13 protein-coding genes are annotated in these 19,471 nt (G+C 63.7%); 6 read left to right on the top strand and 7 right to left on the bottom strand.

What is annotated here, in order from left to right:
- Positions 1 to 556: 556 nt before the first annotated feature.
- Both BG61_RS14445 and pdxR read right to left on the bottom strand, forming a co-directional pair.
- Complete coding sequence (locus tag BG61_RS14445; protein ID WP_035934596.1) at positions 557 to 1,465, bottom strand: alpha/beta fold hydrolase; 909 nt, start codon at positions 1,463 to 1,465, stop codon at positions 557 to 559.
- A 360-nt stretch (positions 1,466 to 1,825) separates the two neighbouring features.
- On the bottom strand, positions 1,826 to 3,247 hold the full coding sequence (gene pdxR / locus BG61_RS14440) for a MocR-like pyridoxine biosynthesis transcription factor PdxR (RefSeq protein ID WP_035934595.1): 1,422 nt from the start codon (positions 3,245 to 3,247) through the stop codon (positions 1,826 to 1,828).
- A gap of 353 nt (positions 3,248 to 3,600) precedes the next feature.
- Here pdxR and BG61_RS14435 point away from each other — a divergent pair, with 353 nt between their 5' ends.
- Together BG61_RS14435 and BG61_RS14430 are read left to right on the top strand one after the other, a co-directional pair.
- On the top strand, positions 3,601 to 4,215 hold the full coding sequence (locus BG61_RS14435; RefSeq protein WP_306434203.1) for an FMN-dependent NADH-azoreductase: 615 nt from the start codon (positions 3,601 to 3,603) through the stop codon (positions 4,213 to 4,215).
- 104 nt (positions 4,216 to 4,319) lie between these two features.
- Positions 4,320 to 4,904 (top strand): LOG family protein, encoded by a 585-nt coding sequence (locus BG61_RS14430; RefSeq protein ID WP_035934659.1) that lies wholly within the window; start codon positions 4,320 to 4,322, stop codon positions 4,902 to 4,904.
- 140 nt (positions 4,905 to 5,044) lie between these two features.
- On the opposite strand, the gene BG61_RS14425 is transcribed toward BG61_RS14430, so the two are convergent.
- The 3 genes from BG61_RS14425 to BG61_RS14415 are packed head-to-tail and all read right to left on the bottom strand — an operon-like array spanning position 5,045 to position 10,842.
- On the bottom strand, positions 5,045 to 6,463 hold the full coding sequence (locus BG61_RS14425; RefSeq protein ID WP_232256303.1) for an efflux transporter outer membrane subunit: 1,419 nt from the start codon (positions 6,461 to 6,463) through the stop codon (positions 5,045 to 5,047).
- Entirely contained in the window at positions 6,450 to 9,614 is a 3,165-nt protein-coding gene (locus BG61_RS14420) for an efflux RND transporter permease subunit (RefSeq protein WP_035934593.1), read from the bottom strand. Before BG61_RS14420 ends, BG61_RS14425 begins: the two co-directional genes overlap by 14 nt.
- Before the next feature lie 4 nt (positions 9,615 to 9,618).
- Positions 9,619 to 10,842 (bottom strand): efflux RND transporter periplasmic adaptor subunit, encoded by a 1,224-nt coding sequence (locus BG61_RS14415; protein WP_035934592.1) that lies wholly within the window; start codon positions 10,840 to 10,842, stop codon positions 9,619 to 9,621.
- Between the two features lie 924 nt (positions 10,843 to 11,766).
- Here BG61_RS14415 and BG61_RS41895 point away from each other — a divergent pair.
- The gene (locus tag BG61_RS41895; RefSeq protein ID WP_075584162.1) at positions 11,767 to 11,904 is read left to right on the top strand and encodes a DUF3563 family protein; all 138 of its coding nucleotides are present in this window, start codon (positions 11,767 to 11,769) and stop codon (positions 11,902 to 11,904) included.
- On the opposite strand, the gene BG61_RS14410 is transcribed toward BG61_RS41895, so the two are convergent.
- A complete protein-coding gene (locus BG61_RS14410) occupies positions 11,901 to 12,695 on the bottom strand; it encodes a gamma-glutamylcyclotransferase family protein (protein WP_035934591.1) in 795 nt (264 codons plus the stop codon). The two genes, BG61_RS41895 and BG61_RS14410, sit on opposite strands and share 4 nt — an antisense overlap.
- Positions 12,696 to 13,097: 402 nt before the next feature.
- On the opposite strand from BG61_RS14410, the gene BG61_RS14405 reads away from it, so the two are divergent.
- Positions 13,098 to 14,867, top strand: coding sequence for a phospholipase C (locus BG61_RS14405; RefSeq protein ID WP_075584161.1), 1,770 nt, complete (start codon positions 13,098 to 13,100; stop codon positions 14,865 to 14,867).
- 78 nt (positions 14,868 to 14,945) lie between these two features.
- A complete protein-coding gene (locus BG61_RS14400; RefSeq protein ID WP_063741018.1) occupies positions 14,946 to 16,361 on the top strand; it encodes a cytochrome-c peroxidase in 1,416 nt (471 codons plus the stop codon).
- Between the two features lie 14 nt (positions 16,362 to 16,375).
- Here the strand turns inward: BG61_RS14400 and prpR are convergent, their stop codons facing one another.
- On the bottom strand, positions 16,376 to 18,367 hold the full coding sequence (gene prpR / locus BG61_RS14395) for a propionate catabolism operon regulatory protein PrpR (RefSeq protein ID WP_035934590.1): 1,992 nt from the start codon (positions 18,365 to 18,367) through the stop codon (positions 16,376 to 16,378).
- Between the two features lie 189 nt (positions 18,368 to 18,556).
- On the opposite strand from prpR, the gene BG61_RS14390 reads away from it, so the two are divergent.
- Positions 18,557 to 19,435, top strand: coding sequence for an isocitrate lyase/PEP mutase family protein (locus BG61_RS14390; protein WP_035934588.1), 879 nt, complete (start codon positions 18,557 to 18,559; stop codon positions 19,433 to 19,435).
- Positions 19,436 to 19,471 lie beyond the last annotated feature (36 nt).

The following is a 19,471-nucleotide window of genomic DNA, read 5'->3' as shown; positions in this document are numbered from 1 at the left end:
ACCCACTCCGTTTTCAAAAGAGCCACTAAAGAGTCATGGGCGGGGTTTGTCGCTTGAAGTGACGGAATCCTTTACATATGGGCAAGCTTAACGAGGATGCAGAGTATCAAACGTAGCCGCGCCCTCTCTTAACGCGGCTACTCTTCGTTTACTGTCCTCCGCCTTGGCAGCACGAGAAAGCAAGCCTGTTGATCTCGGGTGCGCTGGATTGATGGGACTTGTCCGCCGATAAATTCCTATCGAACGTTGCGGATAATCCAGTTGCTCACCACATCCGCAATTTTCAGATTGTTTCGGTCCTGCATCAGCAGGTGAGAATTTTCACGCATCCCCAGCACCGGTCCGAAACGGTATTTCTCCCCAGGTCTCAATCGATGTCATCGATAGCCGACCCGATGCAGCACGGGAAATCCCATGAGTCGCGCGGCGCATCCAGAGAGGCGGAATAGTCGACGGGTTCTTCGACGGAGTCAGCTAGCGCGACAAGCCCGCAGAAGGCCAAGGGGATTGCGAGGGGTTGATGCGGTCCGCATCACGTTCCGTTCGCTGTGTCGCGCTACGCGGAGAACGCGCGTATCAGAAAGGGAACGACGTCAGCCAGGACCTCATGAGGCGATTCCTCGGGCTGTAGATGACCGCCGCGAATCGCCCGTCCGGTGACATCGGTGGCCCATCGCGACCAGATCTCGATCGGCGTGATGCGTTGCGCCTTGCGCTCTTCTTCGCTCCATAGCACCATCACAGGGCAGTCGAGCCTCCTGCCAGCCGCACGATCCGAGGCATCGTGCCCGGAGTCTTCATTAACAGCGGCGCGATAGTCCTCGCACATCGCGTGACGCACCGCCGGGTCCCTGAAAGCGAGCCGATACGCCTCCAGCGCCCGTGCATCAATGCGTTCCAGTCCGCCTGCCATTTTCGCAAGCGCGGCTTCGATGAAGGCGTCCGGGTCTGCCGCAAGCAGGCGTTCCGGAAGATCCGCAGGCTGGGCCAGAAAGAACCAGTGCCACGCCTTCAGGGCGAAGTCCTTGTCGACGGCCGCCAAAGCATCGATCGTGGGCACCACTGTCAACGATGCGTACGCCGCAACCCGCTCCGGATCGTCCAATGCAAGGCGATATCCGGCGCGCGCGCCCCGGTCATGACCGACCACCGCGAACCGCTCGTGCCCGAGGGAGGTCATCAGATCGACCAGCGCCTTTGCGACGCGCCGCTTCGTCCAGCGAGGATGCGTCTCCTGCATCTTGCTGCTGCCGTAGCCAGGCAAGTCGGGGACGACGACTGTGAACGATTGCGTGAGCACGGGCGCGATATGGCGCCACGTGACGTGCGTCTGAGGATAGCCGTGCAGCAAGAGAACGGGCGGCCCGGAACCTCCTGTTACGCCGCTGAATTGCACGCCGCCCGCACAGGCATCCAGGCTGGAAAAGCCTTTGAACCATTGATCGGCTTCTGTCGTGACAGACATTCAAATACTCCGTGCAGAACATTGCCCCTTCGGCAAACTATACCCGGCCCCCCGCAGACGGATCGAGTCGACGGACCAGTTTATATCACGATCGCTTGCTCTAACGCACAGCGTCGATATGACATGAGTCGCCCGTCCCTGCCATCGATTGCGGCATGGACAAGCAAGCGTCTACGACGTTCGCATGATCGATGTTCAGATACCGGACAGCCGAATCACCGGCCCTATTCGCATCGTCGTTCACGCGGATCACGGATGAACAGCGCGCTCAAGAACCGGCTCCGCACAGTCGAGGATGACGACTCTCAGAGTCAACTTTCTTCCGAGCCAATCGACCAGAGACCTGCGCGCGAAGGCACCTCATATCAGCCTCAAGATTCGCTTTCCGAGTTTCTCTGCGGTCCCCTGAGAGTCGACATTCGTGAAACCGAGAAGCAGGGCCGACGCTCCATCAGTACCCGTCGTCCAGTCCGTCAATGCTTCGCCGTACAGCCCGTCTTCTTGCATGCGTGCAACGAGGCGGCGATCCGAGCGTCGTCCTTGCAGCCGCAAGATCAGGTGCATGCCTCCTGGCTGTGTATCGATTCGCATGTGTTTCCCCAGCACGGTTTCCAGGCCTGCGACCGTCGCTTCCCGGCGCTCGCCATAAAGCTTGCGCATCCGCTGGATGTGGCGCGCGAAGTGCCCTTCCGTTATGAACGCCGTGACGATAGCCTGCGTAAGCTCGGGACTGCCTCCCGCAAAGGCTTGACTGATCTCCTCGAATCGCTCGACCTGTGTTTCCGGCACGACAAGGTACGCAAGCCGGATGCTCGGAAAAAGCACCTTGCTGAACGTGCCGGCATAGAGCACTCGTCCATCACGATCCAGACTCTTCAACGCAGGCAGAGGGCGGCTGACATACCGGTACTCGCCGTCGTAATCATCCTCGATGATCCACGCGCCGTTTCGCGCCGCCCAGTCGAGCAGCGCCACACGCCGGGGCAAGGATAAAGACACGCACAGCGGACTCTGGTGTGCAGGCGTGACCACAGCGGCGCGCGCTCGTGGCGCCAACCTGATTCCTTCGGAAACAACCACGCCCTCCCGATCTACCGGCACCGGGACGGCTGCGATGTGCATGAGTCTCAGCAGTTCTCGCGTGGGCGGGTATCCGGGGTCTTCGAGCCAGACGCGATCCCCCGCCTTCAACAATGCGTGACCGATCAACTCCATGGTGTGTCGATATCCCGACGTCACGAATATCTGCGATGCGGAGCAGTTGATCCCTCGCGACACCTGGAGGTAGGCGGCTATTTCGGCACGCAGAACCTGCAAGCCGTAGACAGAGGGATGAACCATGTCGGACGGTTGCATCGCACGTACGCAGCGCGCTCCGAGGCGCGCCCAGATCTTTCGGGGAAACGCATCGAGGGCAGGCAAACCCATCTGAAACGGCAGAATCGAATCCGGACGAAAACTGGTCGCGGCAATGCCACGATTGGATTGAGGCACCGTGATTGCGACAGGCGTTCGCGGCTTGAGGCCCGGCGTCACAATAGTTCCTGCCTGACCACGAGCCTGAATATATCCCTCGGCGGCCAACAGGGAATAAGCTGCGTCGATCGTGCCTCTCGCCAGCCCCAGTTCTTTGGTCAGCGCGCGTGCAGAGGGTATTCGGTCACCCGGTTTCAACACTCCGCTGGCAATGGCGCCGCGAAACCGGTCGTAAATCTGCCGGTAAAGAGGGTCGGTTGCCGTTGGGTTCAACGGCGAGATACTGCTGACCTTTGCGACTGTCATGGTCTGATCAACCTTGCAAGTACGTTGAGACAGTCACGCCATGGTGACTCACGGTGGCGGCGCGAGGCGAATCGATCTGCATACGCAGTGTAGCGAGCAAGCCCGCCGATAACAATCATGGTCCAGTTGCAATGTTCATTCATGGACCTTGGGTATAGGTCACGAGATTTGTAGACTGGCCTCTCTCGCGCTTCAATCTGCACCACGTGCGGACCGCCAATCGAATTCTCTCGTATGGGGATGCGATGACCCGGGCAGCATTGCCTGATTCGCACGTGAGGGACTACGAGCCCTGCGATGCCAGCGTTTTGGGCGTGAGCGACGAAACCCGGAAAGAACCTCCAAGTAGGTAGATGATGAAAATCCTGCGTGTCAGTTGCAGCCCTCGCGGGCAAGCCTCCGAAAGCTATAGACTCTCTCAACGGATTGTCGGCTTCCTGCTAAAGAGTGAGCCGACGGCAACCCTGATAGACAGGGTTGTCGGTGATGGCGCCATAGCGCATATTGACGCGCCTTACGCTGTATCCCAACATTCGTCCGTGGACATGTCTCAGGAGGGCTCCGCCTCCTGCTCCAACGAATTGATTCGGGAACTGGAGAGTTCGGACGTTGTGGTCATTGCAACTCCCATGCACAACTTCACCGTCCCCTCCACCCTGAAGGCGTGGATCGATCACGTCGTTCGCGTTCGCCGGACATTCAATGTGAGCCCGGAAGGAAAAATAGGCATGCTGCGCGACCGTCCGGTCTTTGTCGCCGTGTCCTCGGGAGGGAGATATTCCGGGGAACGTGCACGTCAGCCGGATTTTCTTACTCCGTATCTAAAAGCCGTGCTCGGCATCATCGGACTACATGATCTGACTTTCTTCTCGGTGCAGGGAGCCGCCTTTGGTCCGGATGCCGTAGCCGAGGCCAGGACCAGGACAGATCAGGCGCTGCAAAACTACTTCTCTTCGTTTCGCCTTTGATCTCATGCTGCCGGTCAGTCCGCCGCACGAGTGGCCGACGCCGACTTGCCGACGCAGCGCAATGACCCCGCACCGAGAAGCGTAACGCCGAAGGATTCACGATGATCAAGTCAGTCTGTGTGTATTGCGGCTCCACGACCGGAGCCCGAGCCGTCTATACCGAGGCCGCGAAGGCGTTGGGCCGTGCGATCGTCGCGGCGGACATGTCACTTGTCTATGGCGGCGGGCGTGCCGGTCTGATGGGACTTATCGCCGACGAGGTGCTCGCAAACGGCGGCCGCGCTGTCGGCGTGATTCCCGAACTGCTGCTCGGCAAGGAAGTCGGTCATACGAATCTCACCGAGTTGCACGTCGTTCCGGACATGCATGAGCGCAAGAGGAAGATGGCGGATATGTCGGATGCGTTCGTCGCGATGCCGGGCGGCATCGGCACGTTCGAGGAACTGTTCGAGACCTATACGTGGGCGAAGCTGGGCTATCACAGGAAGCCGGTCGCGCTGCTCAATGTCGACGGATACTATGAACCGCTGCTCGCGATGCTGCGGCATACCGTCGATGAAGGCTTCATGCGGCGCGTGTTTTTGGACATGCTGCAGGTGGCAGCCGAGCCCGTCATGATGATCGAGACGCTGAAGCGCAATGCTCCAGCCCTCCACGACCAATGGGCCGAGAGGCGCAACGCCGTCTGATTGACGCAGCTATGCCAATGCCCGCCCGACGCCGAGTGTCATTTCCAGCGAAGTCGCAAGCGCCAACTCGTCAGCGACCTGATCGGCTCCGGCTGACCCAACTCGCCCGCACGAGGCCACCGCTTCCCGCCACGGCGCCGCTACTCCACCTGCCAGCCGCCACCGGCCGCCGCGAAGATCCGTACGAGATCACGGCGCAGGTCGGCATCCGATGCCGACTGGCGTGATTCGGCGTCGAGGAGATCACGCTCGGCGACCAGCACGTCCAGCAGGCCAACATAGCCCTGGGTGAACTGCATCCGCGCGAGTTGTGCCGCCCGCCGGTTCTGGGCGACCCCTGCCGCAAGCGACGCGTTCCTCGCGTTTTCGTTGAGATAGCCCGACAGCGCGTTTTCCATATCCTCCAGCGCCTCCAGCACGGTTTGCTGATAGGCGAGGAACGCCTGCTGCTGCCGCGCGTCGGCAGCGTCGATCTGCGACCGGATGCGGCCAAAGTTCAGCAGCGGCTGCACCAGCCCCGCGCCGATGCCCCAGGGCGTCGACGAGAACGGCGTCGCGTCCTGCGCCCCGAACAACGCGGTGAGCGAGATATTGGGGAACAGCTCCGCCACGGCGGCCTTCCTGCCCGAGATGCTGGCGGCAAACTGGCGTTCCGCTACGCGCACATCGGGCCGCGTGGCCAGCACCTTCGCAGGAGCCGAAACCAGGATTCCATGGTCGAGCGGCGGCATGTCCTGGCGCGGGGCCAGCATCGTCCCCATCGTTCCGGGCGGCCTTCCGAGCAGGCTGGCGAGGCGATTCGTCGCCGCGTCACGGGCGGTTTGCAGGGCGGGAATCAACGCTTCGGTCGCCGATACCTGCGCGGCGGCACGTTGCACGTCGAAGTCGCTGGCGAACGCGCCCCGCACCTGCGCCTGCACCAGCTCCAGCGTCTTGCGCTGGGTTGCGAGGTTGCGCCGTGTCAGATCGAGTTGCTGCTCGTCGTTGCGCAGGTCGAAATAGGTGCGCGCCACCTCGGCCAGCAGCGCCACCCGCACCGCCTGCTGGCTGGCCTGCGCGGACTGCAGGATGGCACCGGCCTGTGCGGTGCGCGCCTGGTTGCGGCCGAAGAGGTCGAGCTCCCACGTCGCCGAGACCGCAACCTGATTGATCGTGACGGCCTGGTCGTTCGTCAAGAAGCCACGGTTGCCGCGCTCGCTGCTCGCGGTCGCGTTGACCTGCGGCGCGAGGCTCGAACGGGCCAGCAGCCGGTCCGCTCGCGCCTCCTCCACGCGCGCCCGGGCAATGGCCAGCATCTTGTTGCTGGCCAGCGCCTCGCTCACGAGCGCATCGAGCACGGGATCGCGAAAGCGCGCCCACCAGTGCTGGTCGACTTCGGCATCGGTGCTCGGCACGAGATAGTCGCCGGACTGGCCCGAACCCGACTGACCCGACTGCACGGACAACTGGTTCCATTGCGGCGCGCTGTCGATGCCGGACGACTGCTGGCCGACCGGAGTCGTGCAGGCGGCGAGCATTGCGGCGGCCGCCAGCCCCGTCATGAGGTTACGCTTCGACATGGTGATGCACCTTCTCCGTTCTGGTGATGCGCTTTTCCAGGGCGCGCGCCATCACATAGAAAATGGGCGTGAGGAAGAGCCCGAAGAACGTGACTCCGATCATGCCGAAGAACACCGCCACCCCCATCGCGTGACGCATCTCGGCGCCGGCGCCATGCGACAACACCAGCGGCAGCACCCCAGCGATAAAGGCAATCGAGGTCATCAGGATCGGACGCAGGCGCAGGTGCGCGGCTTCCACTGCGGCGGCGTAGGTGGACTTGCCCTGTATCTCCAGCTCCCGCGCAAACTCGCCGATCAGGATCGCGTTCTTGCATGCAAGCCCGATCAGCACGAAGAAGCCGATCTGCGTGAAGAGGTTGTTGTCGCCGCCGGTCAGCCAGACCCCCGCGATCGCCGAGAACAGGCACATCGGCACGATCAGGATGATGGCGAGCGGCAGGAACACGCTCTCGTACTGCGCGGTCAGCACCAGGAACACCAGCAGAATGCAGATCGGGAACACGATCAGCGCGGTGTTGCCGGCGAGTATCTGCTGGTACGTCAGTTCGGTCCATTCGAACGTCATGTCTCCTGTCAGCGACTCGTTGAGGATTTTCGTGATCGCCGCCTGCGCCTGGCCCGTGGAATAGCCGGGCGCGGGACCGCCATTGATGTCGGCCGACCGGTAACCGTTATAGCGCGCCGCGCTGTCCGGCCCGCTCGCATCGCGCAGGCTGACCACGGCGCCGAGCGGCACCATCTTGCCCTCGACATTGCGGATCTTGAGACCCAGGATGTCCTCGCGCTTCGATCTGAAGTCCTTGTCGCCCTGCGCGATCACCTGATACGTACGGCCGAACTTGTTGAAGTCGTTCACGTACAAAGACCCCAGGTAGATCTGCATGGTCTTGAAGATATCGTCCACGTCCACACCGAGTTGCGCGGCCTTGGTGCGGTCAACGTCGGCGAAGAGCTGCGGCGTCGTGACGTTGTAGGTGGAATAGACGCCGGCCAGCTCGGGCGCCTTGCGCGCCTTGTCGACCACCGTCTTGACGGTCTCGCTCAACGCCTCGTATCCGGCGTCGCCGCGGTCTTCGATCTGCAGCTTGAACCCGCCCGACTTGCCCAGCCCCTGCACCGGTGGCGGAGGGAACACGGCAATGAAGGCGTCCTTGATGGCAGCGTATTTCTGCTGAAGCGTCTTCGCCAGCTGCGGTCCCGATGTCCCGCTTTCACGCATCTCTTCGAACGTTTTCTCGCCGAGGAAGACGGTGGCGGACGCCGGGCTGTTGATAAAGCCGTTCAGCGACAGGCCGGGTTCCTGCACCGCGTTACGGAAGCCGGGCTCTCCGAGCGCGAGGTCGCGCATCTTTCGCACCACGGCTTCGGTCCGGTCGAGCGTGGCGCCCACGGGAAGCTGCACGAGACTCACCAGATAGCCCTTGTCCTGGATCGGCACGAATCCCGAAGGCACCTTGCTGAAGCCGAGCACGGTCGCACCGAGCAGCGCGACGTAGATCACCATCGACGCACGCTTGCGTCCGAGCGTCCGGGTCACGGCGCCGCTGTAGCGTTCCGAACCCCTCAGGAAGAAGCGGTTGAAGCGGCTGAAGAAGCCGCCAAGGAACCGGTCCAGAAAACGGGTGAGCCGGTCCTTGGGCGCGTCATGCGCGCGCAGCAGCAACGCTGAGAGTGCCGGCGACAGCGTCAGCGAATTGAACGCCGAAATCACGGTAGAGAATGCGATGGTCAGCGCGAACTGGCGGTAGAACTGCCCCGTCAGCCCGCTGATGAACGCGATCGGCACGAACACCGCGCACAGCACCAGCGCGATGGCGATGATCGGCCCCGTCACCTCCTTCATGGCCTTGATGGTCGCGTCGCGCGGGTTCAGGCCGCTCGCGATATTGCGCTCCACGTTCTCGACGACCACGATCGCATCGTCGACCACGATGCCGATCGCGAGCACGAGCCCGAACAGCGACAGCGCGTTGATCGAGAATCCGAACGCGTGCATCACGGCAAACGTGCCCACCACGGACACCGGCACGGCCAGCAGCGGGATGATGGCCGCGCGCCACGTCTGGAGGAACAGGATGACGACCAGCACCACCAGCACGATCGCTTCCAGCAGCGTATGCGTCACCGCCTTGATGGAGTCCCGCACGAAGGTCGTCGGGTCGTAGGCGATGCGGTATTCGAGCCCCTTCGGGAAGCGCTTGCTCAGTTCCTCCATCTTCGCCCGGACGTTGTTCGAGATCTCGATTGCATTGGCCCCGGGCGACTGGAAGATGATCAGCGCCAGCGCCTGCTTGTTGTCGAGCAGCGAGCGCAGTGCATAATCGCTCGCGCCGATTTCCACGCGGGCCACGTCCCTGAGGTACGTGACGACACCGCCCTCCCGCTTGATGATGATGTTCTCGAACTGATCCACGTCGGTGAGCCGCCCCTGCACGTTCACGGGCAACTGAATCTCGACGTTCTCCTTGTATGGCGCGCCGCCGATCACACCGGCCGCGACCTGGATGTTCTGCTTGCGGATGGCGACGACCACCTCCTCCGGATTCATGTTCCGTTCCGCGAGCTTCTGCGGATTGAGCCACACGCGCATCGCATAGTTGCCCGAGCCGAACATGTTGATCTGCCCGATGCCGCTGATCTTGGACAGCTCGTCCTTGACGTTCAGCAGCGCGTAGTTGCGCAGGTACAGCATGTCGTACTGGTCGTTGGATGAGACGAGGTGGACCACCATGGTCAGGTCCGGCGAGCTCTTTACCGTGCTGACGCCCAGCTGGCGCGTGACCTCGGGCAGCCGCGGCAGCGCCTCGTTGACGCGGTTCTGCACCAGCTGCGTCGCGAGATCCGGGTCGGTGCCGAGCTTGAACGTCACGGTGAGTGTCATTACGCCGTCGCTGGCCGCCTGCGAGGACATGTACAGCATGTTCTCGACGCCGTTGATCTGCTCTTCCAGCGGCGTAGCGACGGTCTCCGCGATGACCTTGGGATTGGCGCCGGGGAACTGCGCCCGCACCACCACTGAAGGCGGCACCACTTCCGGATACTCGGAAATCGGCAGCCGCGGAATCGAGATCACCCCGGCGAGGAAGATGATGATGGAGATGACGGCCGCGAAATTCGGCCGATCCACGAAGAACTTTGACAGGTTCATGAGCTCACTCCGCGCGCACGTGCGACGGCGTCGCTGACGCACCGATCGCGGAAGCCGTCTTCAGGTCCGCCTCCGTTGCGTCTTTCGGCGCCACGACAATGTCCGGCCGGACGAACTGCAGTCCCTTCGTGACAACGCGATCACCCGCGTTGAGCCCCGCCAGCACGATATGGCGGCCATCGATTCCCGCGCCGAGACTCACCTCGCGGTAGGCCACCTTGTTGTCGGGTCCGACCACGTAGACGAACTTCTTCGCCTGGTCGCTGCCGATCGCGACGTCCGGCACCAGGATCGCGCTGGTGTCGCCGCTGCTCGCGAGGCGTATCGAGACGAACATGCCGGGCAGCAGGGCGCCGTCCTTGTTGGCGAACTTCGCGCGCGCGCGGATCGTGCCCGTGGACACATCGAGGCTGTTGTCGAAGGTATAGATCGAGCCGTTGTAGACGTGGTCGGCGTCGCCCTGCACCTTCATGTCCACCGCGATCTTCTGCTCCTGCGACTGCGTGTCCGCGTGATTGCGGATCGTCTGGACGTAGCTCTGCTCGTCCACTTCGAAGTCGGCGTAGATGCCGTCGTTCGAAACGATCTTCGTGAGCACTGGCGCATTGGCGCCTGCCTGCACCAGATTGCCCAGCGTGATTTCCGCGCGGCTCACGCGGCCCGCGATCGGCGCCTTCACATAGGCGTAGTCGAGGTTGATGCTGGCCTGTCGCAGCGCCGCGTCCGCGGCCAGCACCGCCGCCTGCGCGACACGATGCGCGTTGGCGCGCTGGTCATGGAGACTCTGTGGAATGGCCTGCTCACCGATCATGTTACGGGCACGTTCATACTCGGTCGCCGCGAACTCGGCCTGCGTGCGCGCGGCGGCCACGTCCGCGCGGGCCTTGGCGAGCGCCGCGTCGTAGGGCCGCGGGTCGATCACTAACATGACATCGCCGGCCCGCACGGTTTGCCCGTCCCTGATCCGCACCTCCACGACACGGCCACTGACCTCCGGCCTGACGAGCGCCTCGTCCACGGCCTTCAGCCGCCCTGAAAAACTGGACCACACGCGAACGTGCTCGGGCGCGAGGGATTTGACCTGCACCTCGGTCGGCGGCGCTACCGGCGATGGCGTTGCGCGGGTTTCCCGCTGGACGAGAGCCGCACCGGCGGCGCCCAGCAATGCAACGACCGTGATGCCTGCCAGTAGCGGCTGGCGCCGGAATATCGATCTGGTTACGGACATTTTTTATTCCTGTACCGGGCATGTGAGCAAGGGATGGCATTGGCGTGCGCCGCCGCGCCCTCGCCCGAGCCGGGCCTCGAAGCGAATGGATCTTGCATATGCAGCATCGAGGGCGGAAAGGCGGATACCCCGCGACCCGTCGGCAACGGCCGTCACACGTTCTTCACCGAGGTGTGCCGCGGCCTGCGTTTGCGCCCCGCCGGGTGATCCATCTCCTCGACCACCTTCGGACAGGAAGGGATGGACGTTTCGCGCAAGGGTCCACTGGTCCCGGTGTTTCGGAGCGACTCGCATGGCCCATTCAGGTAATCCGCGCGAGCGGCAAAAACCGCCGGGACTTGAACCGTAAAGGATGGCGCGCCTCATCGCAGATACCGCTGACGACGCGCGCGATCCGCCGCGTGCGCGCAAGGAAGTCACCCCGAGACGCTGCACAACCGGGAGTATAGTGCATATGCACAGTAAGACCAACAGATTCTTGATCAGCCGCTTCGGAGCGCGTCCTCACTCGATGGAATATTGATCAGGTTTCGCGTTCGAACATCCGCGCCAGCCTCGCCGGATTAACCACGCGGGTCGCGTGAAGGAAGGACAGTTTGAGTCGGGCCGTGGCGGCCTGGTCCGTGAAAGCGTGGCCGCTTCTGTTCGTGGCCTGCCCACTCCCACCCGGCGAAGCGTTGGCCCGACGCCGACACTTCGCACTGCCCGCATCCCGCCCGATCCGCCGGAACGCCCGTCCGCCAAGGCTTCGAGTCACATGGCACGGCCGATGCACAGCAATCACGATCGAATGGCTTCTCACGCCGCGCAGGTTACGCCGGAAGCCCTCTTCGCGAGCCCGATGAACGATACCCGGATGCCATCACAGGCATCCTCATCCAGCGGGTTTCCCTTCACGCATCGATCAGACTGCCGGAGCCCGAAATGCTGGCTTACCTCTTGTCCCTGTTGCGCGCCCTGCTCGATCGCGCCGAACACAGCCGCCGCGATGCGTACCTCGCATCGTCGGCGGATATCTTCGAACTCGAACGCCGCATGCGCTTGCTCGAGTCGAACGACTAGCGGCCCACCCTGCATGCGTCGCGCGCCTTCTTCGCCGCCGACAGGCTCGCCGCCGCGTATTCCTCGGGAAACATGCGCTCACGGAAGCACGGCGCCAGTTCCGCGAGCATCGCGTCGATCTTCATCGCGTCCTTGTCGTGCACCCAGGGGCGGCGCGGCAGCTCGCGGTCGTTCAGCCAGTGGGGGCTCCAGTCCACGGTGGTCTCGATGATCTCGCGCGCGAATTCCGGACCGTACTCCAGACCGCCTTCGACGACGACATCGATATACGATTCGAGCAACGGGTATTTCGCGTCCGGGAGCGGCAGGCCTTCGCCCGGTGGCCGCCCCTCCGCCTTTGGCACATAGATCCAGACGGTCGCGCGCTGCGGCAGCGGATGCCACGAGACGGCCTCGATGTTCTCGCGCGGCACTTCGACGCGCACGTAGCCTTTTTCCCTGGCGTCGAAGGAGGACATGTCGTTGCCTTCGACCGGATACAGCACGCCGTTGATGGTCATCGCGCGCTCACCCCCGGCGGGACGGCGCACGCCCAGCGCGGTGAATCCCGATGGCGAGCGGTCGCTCCAGCTGCGCACGTAGCCGAACGCCGCCGATACGCGAACCGGAATCGCCGCAGTGGCCTTGCCCGCCGTCGAGTTTCTCGAGGCGGTATTGATCAGCGATCCGTAGCCGAAGATGAACTGCGTCGGCTGGTTGGGCAACTGCGTTCCCCAGTAGTCGGCGCCTTGCGCGTGCGCCGCGAACAGGACGAGCGCGAGTATCCCCATGAATCTGCGCAGGACTGACATTGCCGTTTCTCCCTAGATCAGGCCGGGCGCAAGGCATATCTGCCCGTGCGTCCGGCGTCATGTGCTCACCGGGTTCCTTCGCGCCGCCCGCCGCCAGGGACACCGGGGCCGTCGATTCCGCACGGCGCCCCGTATCGCTACCCATGATGAGATCCAGTCTTACAAGGCAACACCTGCTTTCATGGACGTAAGTCGACCGCAATTCCCCCGCGTTCGCTGCGTTATTGTGCTACGAACCGGCGACCCCTTCCCCTCCATCGCTTCATCAGCAACCAAACGTCCGCGCTGAAACGGTACGTAACATGCACCGACGTCTCATGCTCCGGCGTTCATGTCGTGGTCATACGTCGCTCCTAGTGTGCGCTAACTCTTCTTGGCGTCTCACCAATACAAAGGACGAATGTGATCTCACGCATCAAGCTAACCGCGTCTGTTGTAAGCGCAATCCTTACACTCGCCTCGTGCGGAGGCTCTGACTCGAACGGCACGCCTGCAGCCTCCGCGAGCCCGCCTGCATCGGCACCTCCCGCAGCGTCCGCTCCGGTTGCGGCATCGGGGCCCAGTGCGCAGGATACGCTTGCGACCACCACGCCCATCAAGCACGTCGTGGTCATCTTCCAGGAGAACGTTTCATTCGATCACTACTTCGGCACCTATCCGATCGCCGGAAATCCGAGTAGCCCCGCGGAGTTGCCGTTCATCCCGGCGGCGAATACGCCTGCCGTCAACAACCTGATCCTCCCGGGCACGACGGTCAAGACGAGCCCGCTGCTCACGAACAATCCCAACCTCAACGCGAACAATGGCGCGGGCGCGCACAACCCGTTCCGGCTCGACCGCACTCAGGCGCTGACCGCCGACCAGAGCCATGGCTACAAGAACGAGCAGTCCGCGTTCGATGCGGTAGCGAACCCTGCCGCGCCGTTGATGGACCTGTTCCCCGCATTCACCGGACGCGCCGTGACCTTGTCGGGCGGCTCGGGTCCGTTCTTCACGACCGGTCTCGTGCTCGGATTCTTCGACGGCAACACCGTGACCGCGCTCTGGAACTACGCGCAGAACTTTGCGATGAGCGACAGCTACTTCGCCACCACGTTCGGATCGTCGACGCAGGGCGCCATCAATCTGGTGTCGGGCCAGACCAACGGCGTCGTCACGACGGCGGCGTCCGGCAGCGCGATGGACGATGGCACGGGCACGGGGTCGAAGACGCTGATGAGCGATATCCCTCCCACCGGCGACGCATGCTCGGGCACCGGCACCACGGGCCTGATGACAAGCAAGAATATCGGCGATCTGCTGAATGCCGCGGGCGTCACGTGGGGCTCCTTCCAGGCAGGCTTCGATCTCACCAAGACCAACCCGAACGGCACGACCGGGTGCCAGCGTTCGAGCTTCTCGAACGTGGTGGGCGGCTATATCCCCGACTATGACCCGGAACATGCGTCGTTCCAGTACTACAAGTCGACGCAGAACACGGCTCATACTCGGCCCTCGTCGACCGCACTGATCGGCACCTCCGGCGACGGCGCCAATCACGACTACGATCTCGACGATTTCTTCACCGCGGTGAAGGCCGGCAACTTCCCGTCGGTCAGCTTCCTCAAGGCACCCAACGCGCGGACCGGTCATTCGGGAACCTCGGACCCGCTCAGCGAGCAGACCTTCCTGGTCAACACGGTCAACTTCCTGGAGAAGCAGCCCGACTGGGCCAACACCGCCGTCTTCATCACTTACGATGACTCCGACGGCTGGTACGACAATGTGGCCCATGTCGTGAATCCGTCGTTCTCCACGTCCGATTCGCTCAGCGGGACGAACAGTTGCCGCTCGACCGTCGCGGGCGGTCCGGCCACGCCGCTGCCCGGTGTGAACGGACTGCCGGCCAACGGCCGTTGCGGTTATGGGCCGCGCCTGCCGTTGATCGCCATCTCGCCGTTCGCTAAACGCAACTTCGTGGACAGCACGGTGACGGACCAGACATCGCTGATTCGCTTTGTCGAAGATAACTGGCTTGGCGGGCAGCGCATCGGTCAGGGCTCGTTCGATGCGATAGCCGGTCCGCTCACGAACATGTTCGACTTTTCCGCGAGCCAGCCCACGCCGCAGCTGATTCTCGATCCCAACTCCGGCGCCCTTCCCGGGGCTCAGGCAGCGCTGGCGGGTCAATAGGCATTTCACCATCATGAGTTCCGCCGCGGCGCATGAGATGGCCGCGGCAACGCGGCCGCATTCGAAAACGCACGATCAATGAAACTCATCGAATCAATCCGGACGAGCCATCGCGTGGCGCTCGCATGCGCGATCATCGCGGCAGCGGGCATCGTATTTCTGTGGCGCCCGGGCGCGCTCGATCATCGTTCGGCCGCTTCGAACGGGACAGCAATCCATAGCGCCATCGCTGCTCCGCTGCCCGCCGAGGCGGACGTGCCCAAAGAGGAGCCGCGCGTCACGCCATTGAGCGCGCGTCGCGTGAGGCTCAGTTCGATGGCGATGCTCGGCAAGCAGATGTTCTACGATCCGGCACTGTCCGGTTCCGGCCGCCTGTCCTGCGCGAGCTGCCACAGCCCCGACCATGCGTTCGGCCCGCCCGGCGGCCACGCGGTGCAACTGGGCGGCCTGCGCGGAACGGACGAAGGGATGCGTGCCGTCCCCTCGCTGCGCTATCTGGAACACAATCCGAGCTTCACCATCGGCGCGACAACCGCGATGCCCGACACGGATGCGCCTGCTGTCGCGCCGCAGGCATCGAGCGGCACCGTCGCGGGCGCTGCGAAGAGCGGCCCGCAGCAGGCGGCGGTGACCCCCGTCCCGCAAGGCGGCTTCGACTGGGACGGCCGCGCGAACACGATGCAGGAACAGGCCGGCGGCCCGCTTCTCGATCCGCACGAAATGGCCAACCCCAACGCGCGCGAGCTTGCGCGCAAACTCGCGCAGACGCCCTACGCCGAGCGTTTCAGGGAATTGTTCGGCGCCCGGATCTTTGACGATCCCGATCAGTTGCTGAGTGAAGCGCAGTTCGCCCTTGGCAGGTATCAGGCCGAAGACCCGGCCTTTCACCCTTATGACAGCAAGTACGACTGGTATCTCGCGGGTCAGGCCCGGCTGTCCGCGCAGGAGATGCGCGGACTCAAGCTGTTCGACGATCCGGCAAAGGGAAATTGCGCCGCGTGCCATATCGACAAGCCGTCGCGCGACGGCATCTTCCCGGCTGCGTTTACCGACTACCAGTTCGAGGCACTCGGCGTGCCGCGCAACCGGAAGCTGGCAATCAATCGCGATGCGCGCTATTTCGACCTCGGGCTATGTGGGCCGGCCCGTGCGGACTACCGCCGACAGGCGAACTACTGCGGGCTGTTCAAAACGCCCACGCTGCGCAACGTCGGCACACGCCATGCGTTCTTTCACAACGGCGTGTTCGGCTCGCTCGACCAGGTGCTGCACTGGTATGTCGAACGCGACACGCAGCCGGCGAAATGGTATCCCGCGGACACGAACGGAAGGATCGAAAAGTACGATGACCTGCCCGCGCGCTATCGCCGGAATGTCGATGTCGTCGATGCGCCCCTCGATCGCAGACCCGGTCAGGCGCCCGCCTTGAACGATGCCGAGATCGCGGACGTCATCGCGTTCCTGAAGACGCTTGATGATGGGTATCGTCCTTGACGAGCAGCGAAGTCTCAGCCCTTCATGATGCGCCAGAGCGTCGTGCGGCCGATGCCGAGGGCGCGGCTCGCCGCAGCGCGATTGCCTTCATGCGCCCTCAGTGCGCGCTCGACATCGGTACGCGTGACGCGCTGACCCGCTGCATTGCCCTCGCCGGCGGCCTCGTGCCGCAGATCCCGTCCCGCGAACGACGTGTGGATTTTCGCGTCGCGCAATCGTCCGAATTCGGGAAAGACGGGCAGCAATGTATCGAGCGGCTGGGCCGGAGAATCGCCGATGAAAATTGCCGCGCGGGTCAATACATTCTCAAGCTCGCGAACATTGCCGGGCCAGTCATAGCGTCTGAACAGCGGCTCGATGAATTCGAGCACCGCCTGAATCTGCGCCGTCGATAGCCGGCTGCCCGAACTGGCGCGGCGCAGAAGCACTTTCGCGAGTTCGGGCAGATCCGCCGGCCGCTCCCGCAGCGGAGGCAAGCGAATCTCGAGCAGGTTGAGCCGGAAGAACAGGTCCGCACGAAAAGCCCCCTGTTCGACGAGCGCCCGCAGATCCCGGTGTGTCGCCGCGATCACGCGAACGTCGACGGGCGTGGACGTGACCGCGCCGAGCTTCATCACCTCGCGCTCCTGCAAGACACGCAGCAGCCGGTTCTGCAGCGCCGCCGGCATTTCGCCGATCTCGTCGAGGAAGATCGTCCCCGTGTGCGCAATTTCGAACAGCCCGCGCTTGCCGCCGCGCCGCGCGCCGGTGAACGCGCCCTCCTCATGGCCGAACAGTTCGCTCTCGATCAAGCCTTCGGGCAGCGCCGCACAATTGAACGCGACGAACGGATTGCCGCTGCGCCCGCTTGCGTTGTGGATGCCCTGCGCCACCAGCTCCTTGCCGGTACCGCTCTCGCCGGTCAGAAGAATCGTGACGTCGTGCGCGGCGCCCCTGCGGGCAAGCGATCTGACGCGCTCGATCGCAGCCGAGCTGCCGATGACGTCCCGCAGACGATGCCGCGCGACGAGCTGCCGAGGCCGGTGGCGTGTGCGCAGCGACTGTTCGATCCGCTGCGCGACGAGCACGTCCTGCACGGTCACGACGGTTCCTGACGGCTGTCCGTGCTCGACGATCGGCACGCAGCTCACTATCACCGAGCGCTCGCCGATCTGCTTGATCTGCTCGAAGGGCTCGATGTCCCGATCGCCAGCTTCGCTCATCAGCGGCGCGACCGCACGCGACACCTCCGCGGCCGTGTCGTGTGCACGGTCGACACCGAGCAGGTCGAGCATGGCCGGATTGACGGCTTCGAGCTGCCCGTCGGCGTCGAACGCGGCGACGCCGTCACGCAGATGCGCGACGATCGTATTGAGCCGCACGCGCTTCGCCTCCTTCTGCCTGCTGACGAGCCCGAGTTCGACCGAGCGGTCGAACGCCTCTTCCACCGCGCCGAGCGAATAGAGCAGGACGCTTTCGAGCCCCGCACGCTGCGCGACGTCGCACGCCATGCCCGGTCCGACGATGACGTTGCAGCCGTCGGCGGCAAGGCTTTCCACCGCCGTGCGCACCTCGTCGATCGAGCGATAGGCGCGGCAGCGCACGCGCACGTTCAGCAGGTCGCTCAGCTCGGCGAGTTCGCGCGGCACCTTCTCGTGCAGCACGAGGCCGATGCCGGCCACCGGCAAGGTCGCGATGGCGTGCGTGATCGCATTGAGCACGTCGAAGCCGTTCACCTTCACCGTGACGACCGGCACGCTCAGATGATCGCGCAGGTACGCGCCGTTCGAGCCGGCCGCCAGGACGACGTCGACGCTGCCTGCGTCGATCAGCGCTTCGAGCGCATTGACCGCCGCCCCGTAACCCTGATTCACCGACAGAAAGCGCGCACGGTCGGCATAGCGGGGCGCCACGGTCTCACAGAGCGTGCGCAGCCGGCTGATGCTGACGAGCGCTATGCCGGGCCGGTGTGTCGCGGGCGCCGCGAGCGGCGCAAGCGGCGTGCTGGAAGAAGCGAGCAGGCTCATGAGTGTTTCCAGGGCGATCGATGGAACGTTTCATCGAAACGATGAAACGTTCCGATATGAAACCACACTTTCAGCCGGGCTGCTTCATCTGCCTGATTCACATCGGTTTTTCCGTTCCGGCATGGCGCGCCTTGCAACTGGCACGTTTCACGCTTACACGGAGCATCCACTTTCAAACAGGAGCACGCCATGTCTTCCGCTTCCCGCCGCGCCGCCTTCCGAGATGCAGTCGCCCAGCGCCACGCGCTGCTCATGCCCGGCGCATTCAATGCGATGAGCGCACGCGTCATCGAGGATCTTGGCTTCAAGGCCGTCTATCTCACGGGTGCCGGCGTCACCAACATGTCATTCGGGCTTCCCGATCTCGGCTTTGTCGGCCTGAGCGACATGGCCGAACATGCCGCGCGCGTGCGCGACGCCGTCGAGCTTCCGCTCGTGGTCGACTCCGACACGGGCTTTGGCAACGCGCTGAACGTGCGTCAGGCGGTGCGCGTACTCGAACGCGCGGGCGCCGACGCGATCCAGCTCGAAGATCAGGTCATGCCGAAAAAGTGCGGCCACTTCGCGGGCAAGGAAGTCATCCCGGCGAGCGAAATGGCGGGCAAGATACGCGCCGCCGCCGATGCGCGCGAGGACGCGAATTTCCAGATCATCGCGCGCACGGACGCGGCCGCCGTGCACGGAATCGAGGACGCGATCGAACGCGGCCATCGCTTCATCGAGGCGGGCGCGGACATTCTCTTCATCGAGGCGATGGAATCGCAGTCGGATATTCAGCGCCTGCCCGGCCTGTTCAGCAAGCCGCTGCTCATCAATATCGTGGTGGGCGGCAAGACGCCGGTCCAGGACCACGCCGAACTGGCGAAGCTCGACTACGGCATCGTGCTGTATGCCAACGTCGCGCTCCAGGGCGCGGTTCGCGGCATGCAGCAGGCGCTCGGCCTGCTGTCCGCACAAGGCCGGCTCGATGAGGACCCCGCGATCGTCGCGCCCTTCAACGAACGCCAGCGACTCGTCAACAAGCCTTTCTACGACCGCCTCGAACAGCAATACAAGGACGTCGAATAAGCACCTCGCCGGGGCGATCCCCGGCAGATCGAAACC

This window comes from Caballeronia glathei (genome assembly GCF_000698595.1).
In the GTDB taxonomy this organism is placed as follows: domain Bacteria; phylum Pseudomonadota; class Gammaproteobacteria; order Burkholderiales; family Burkholderiaceae; genus Caballeronia; species Caballeronia glathei.
Note: the sequence above shows the minus strand (reverse complement) of the source record. Positions and strands in the feature narration are given on the sequence as shown.

Coding starts and splice junctions, on each gene's coding strand:
- BG61_RS14390 (WP_035934588.1), top strand. CDS start 18,557: ATGTCTTCCGCTTCCCGCCGCGCCGCCTTCCGAGATGCAGTCGCCCAG.
- prpR (WP_035934590.1), bottom strand. CDS start 18,367: ATGAGCCTGCTCGCTTCTTCCAGCACGCCGCTTGCGCCGCTCGCGGCG.
- BG61_RS14435 (WP_306434203.1), top strand. CDS start 3,601: ATGATGAAAATCCTGCGTGTCAGTTGCAGCCCTCGCGGGCAAGCCTCC.
- BG61_RS14445 (WP_035934596.1), bottom strand. CDS start 1,465: ATGTCTGTCACGACAGAAGCCGATCAATGGTTCAAAGGCTTTTCCAGC.
- BG61_RS14410 (WP_035934591.1), bottom strand. CDS start 12,695: ATGTCAGTCCTGCGCAGATTCATGGGGATACTCGCGCTCGTCCTGTTC.
- BG61_RS41895 (WP_075584162.1), top strand. CDS start 11,767: ATGCTGGCTTACCTCTTGTCCCTGTTGCGCGCCCTGCTCGATCGCGCC.
- pdxR (WP_035934595.1), bottom strand. CDS start 3,247: ATGACAGTCGCAAAGGTCAGCAGTATCTCGCCGTTGAACCCAACGGCA.
- BG61_RS14420 (WP_035934593.1), bottom strand. CDS start 9,614: ATGAACCTGTCAAAGTTCTTCGTGGATCGGCCGAATTTCGCGGCCGTC.
- BG61_RS14425 (WP_232256303.1), bottom strand. CDS start 6,463: ATGTCGAAGCGTAACCTCATGACGGGGCTGGCGGCCGCCGCAATGCTC.
- BG61_RS14400 (WP_063741018.1), top strand. CDS start 14,946: ATGAAACTCATCGAATCAATCCGGACGAGCCATCGCGTGGCGCTCGCA.
- BG61_RS14415 (WP_035934592.1), bottom strand. CDS start 10,842: ATGTCCGTAACCAGATCGATATTCCGGCGCCAGCCGCTACTGGCAGGC.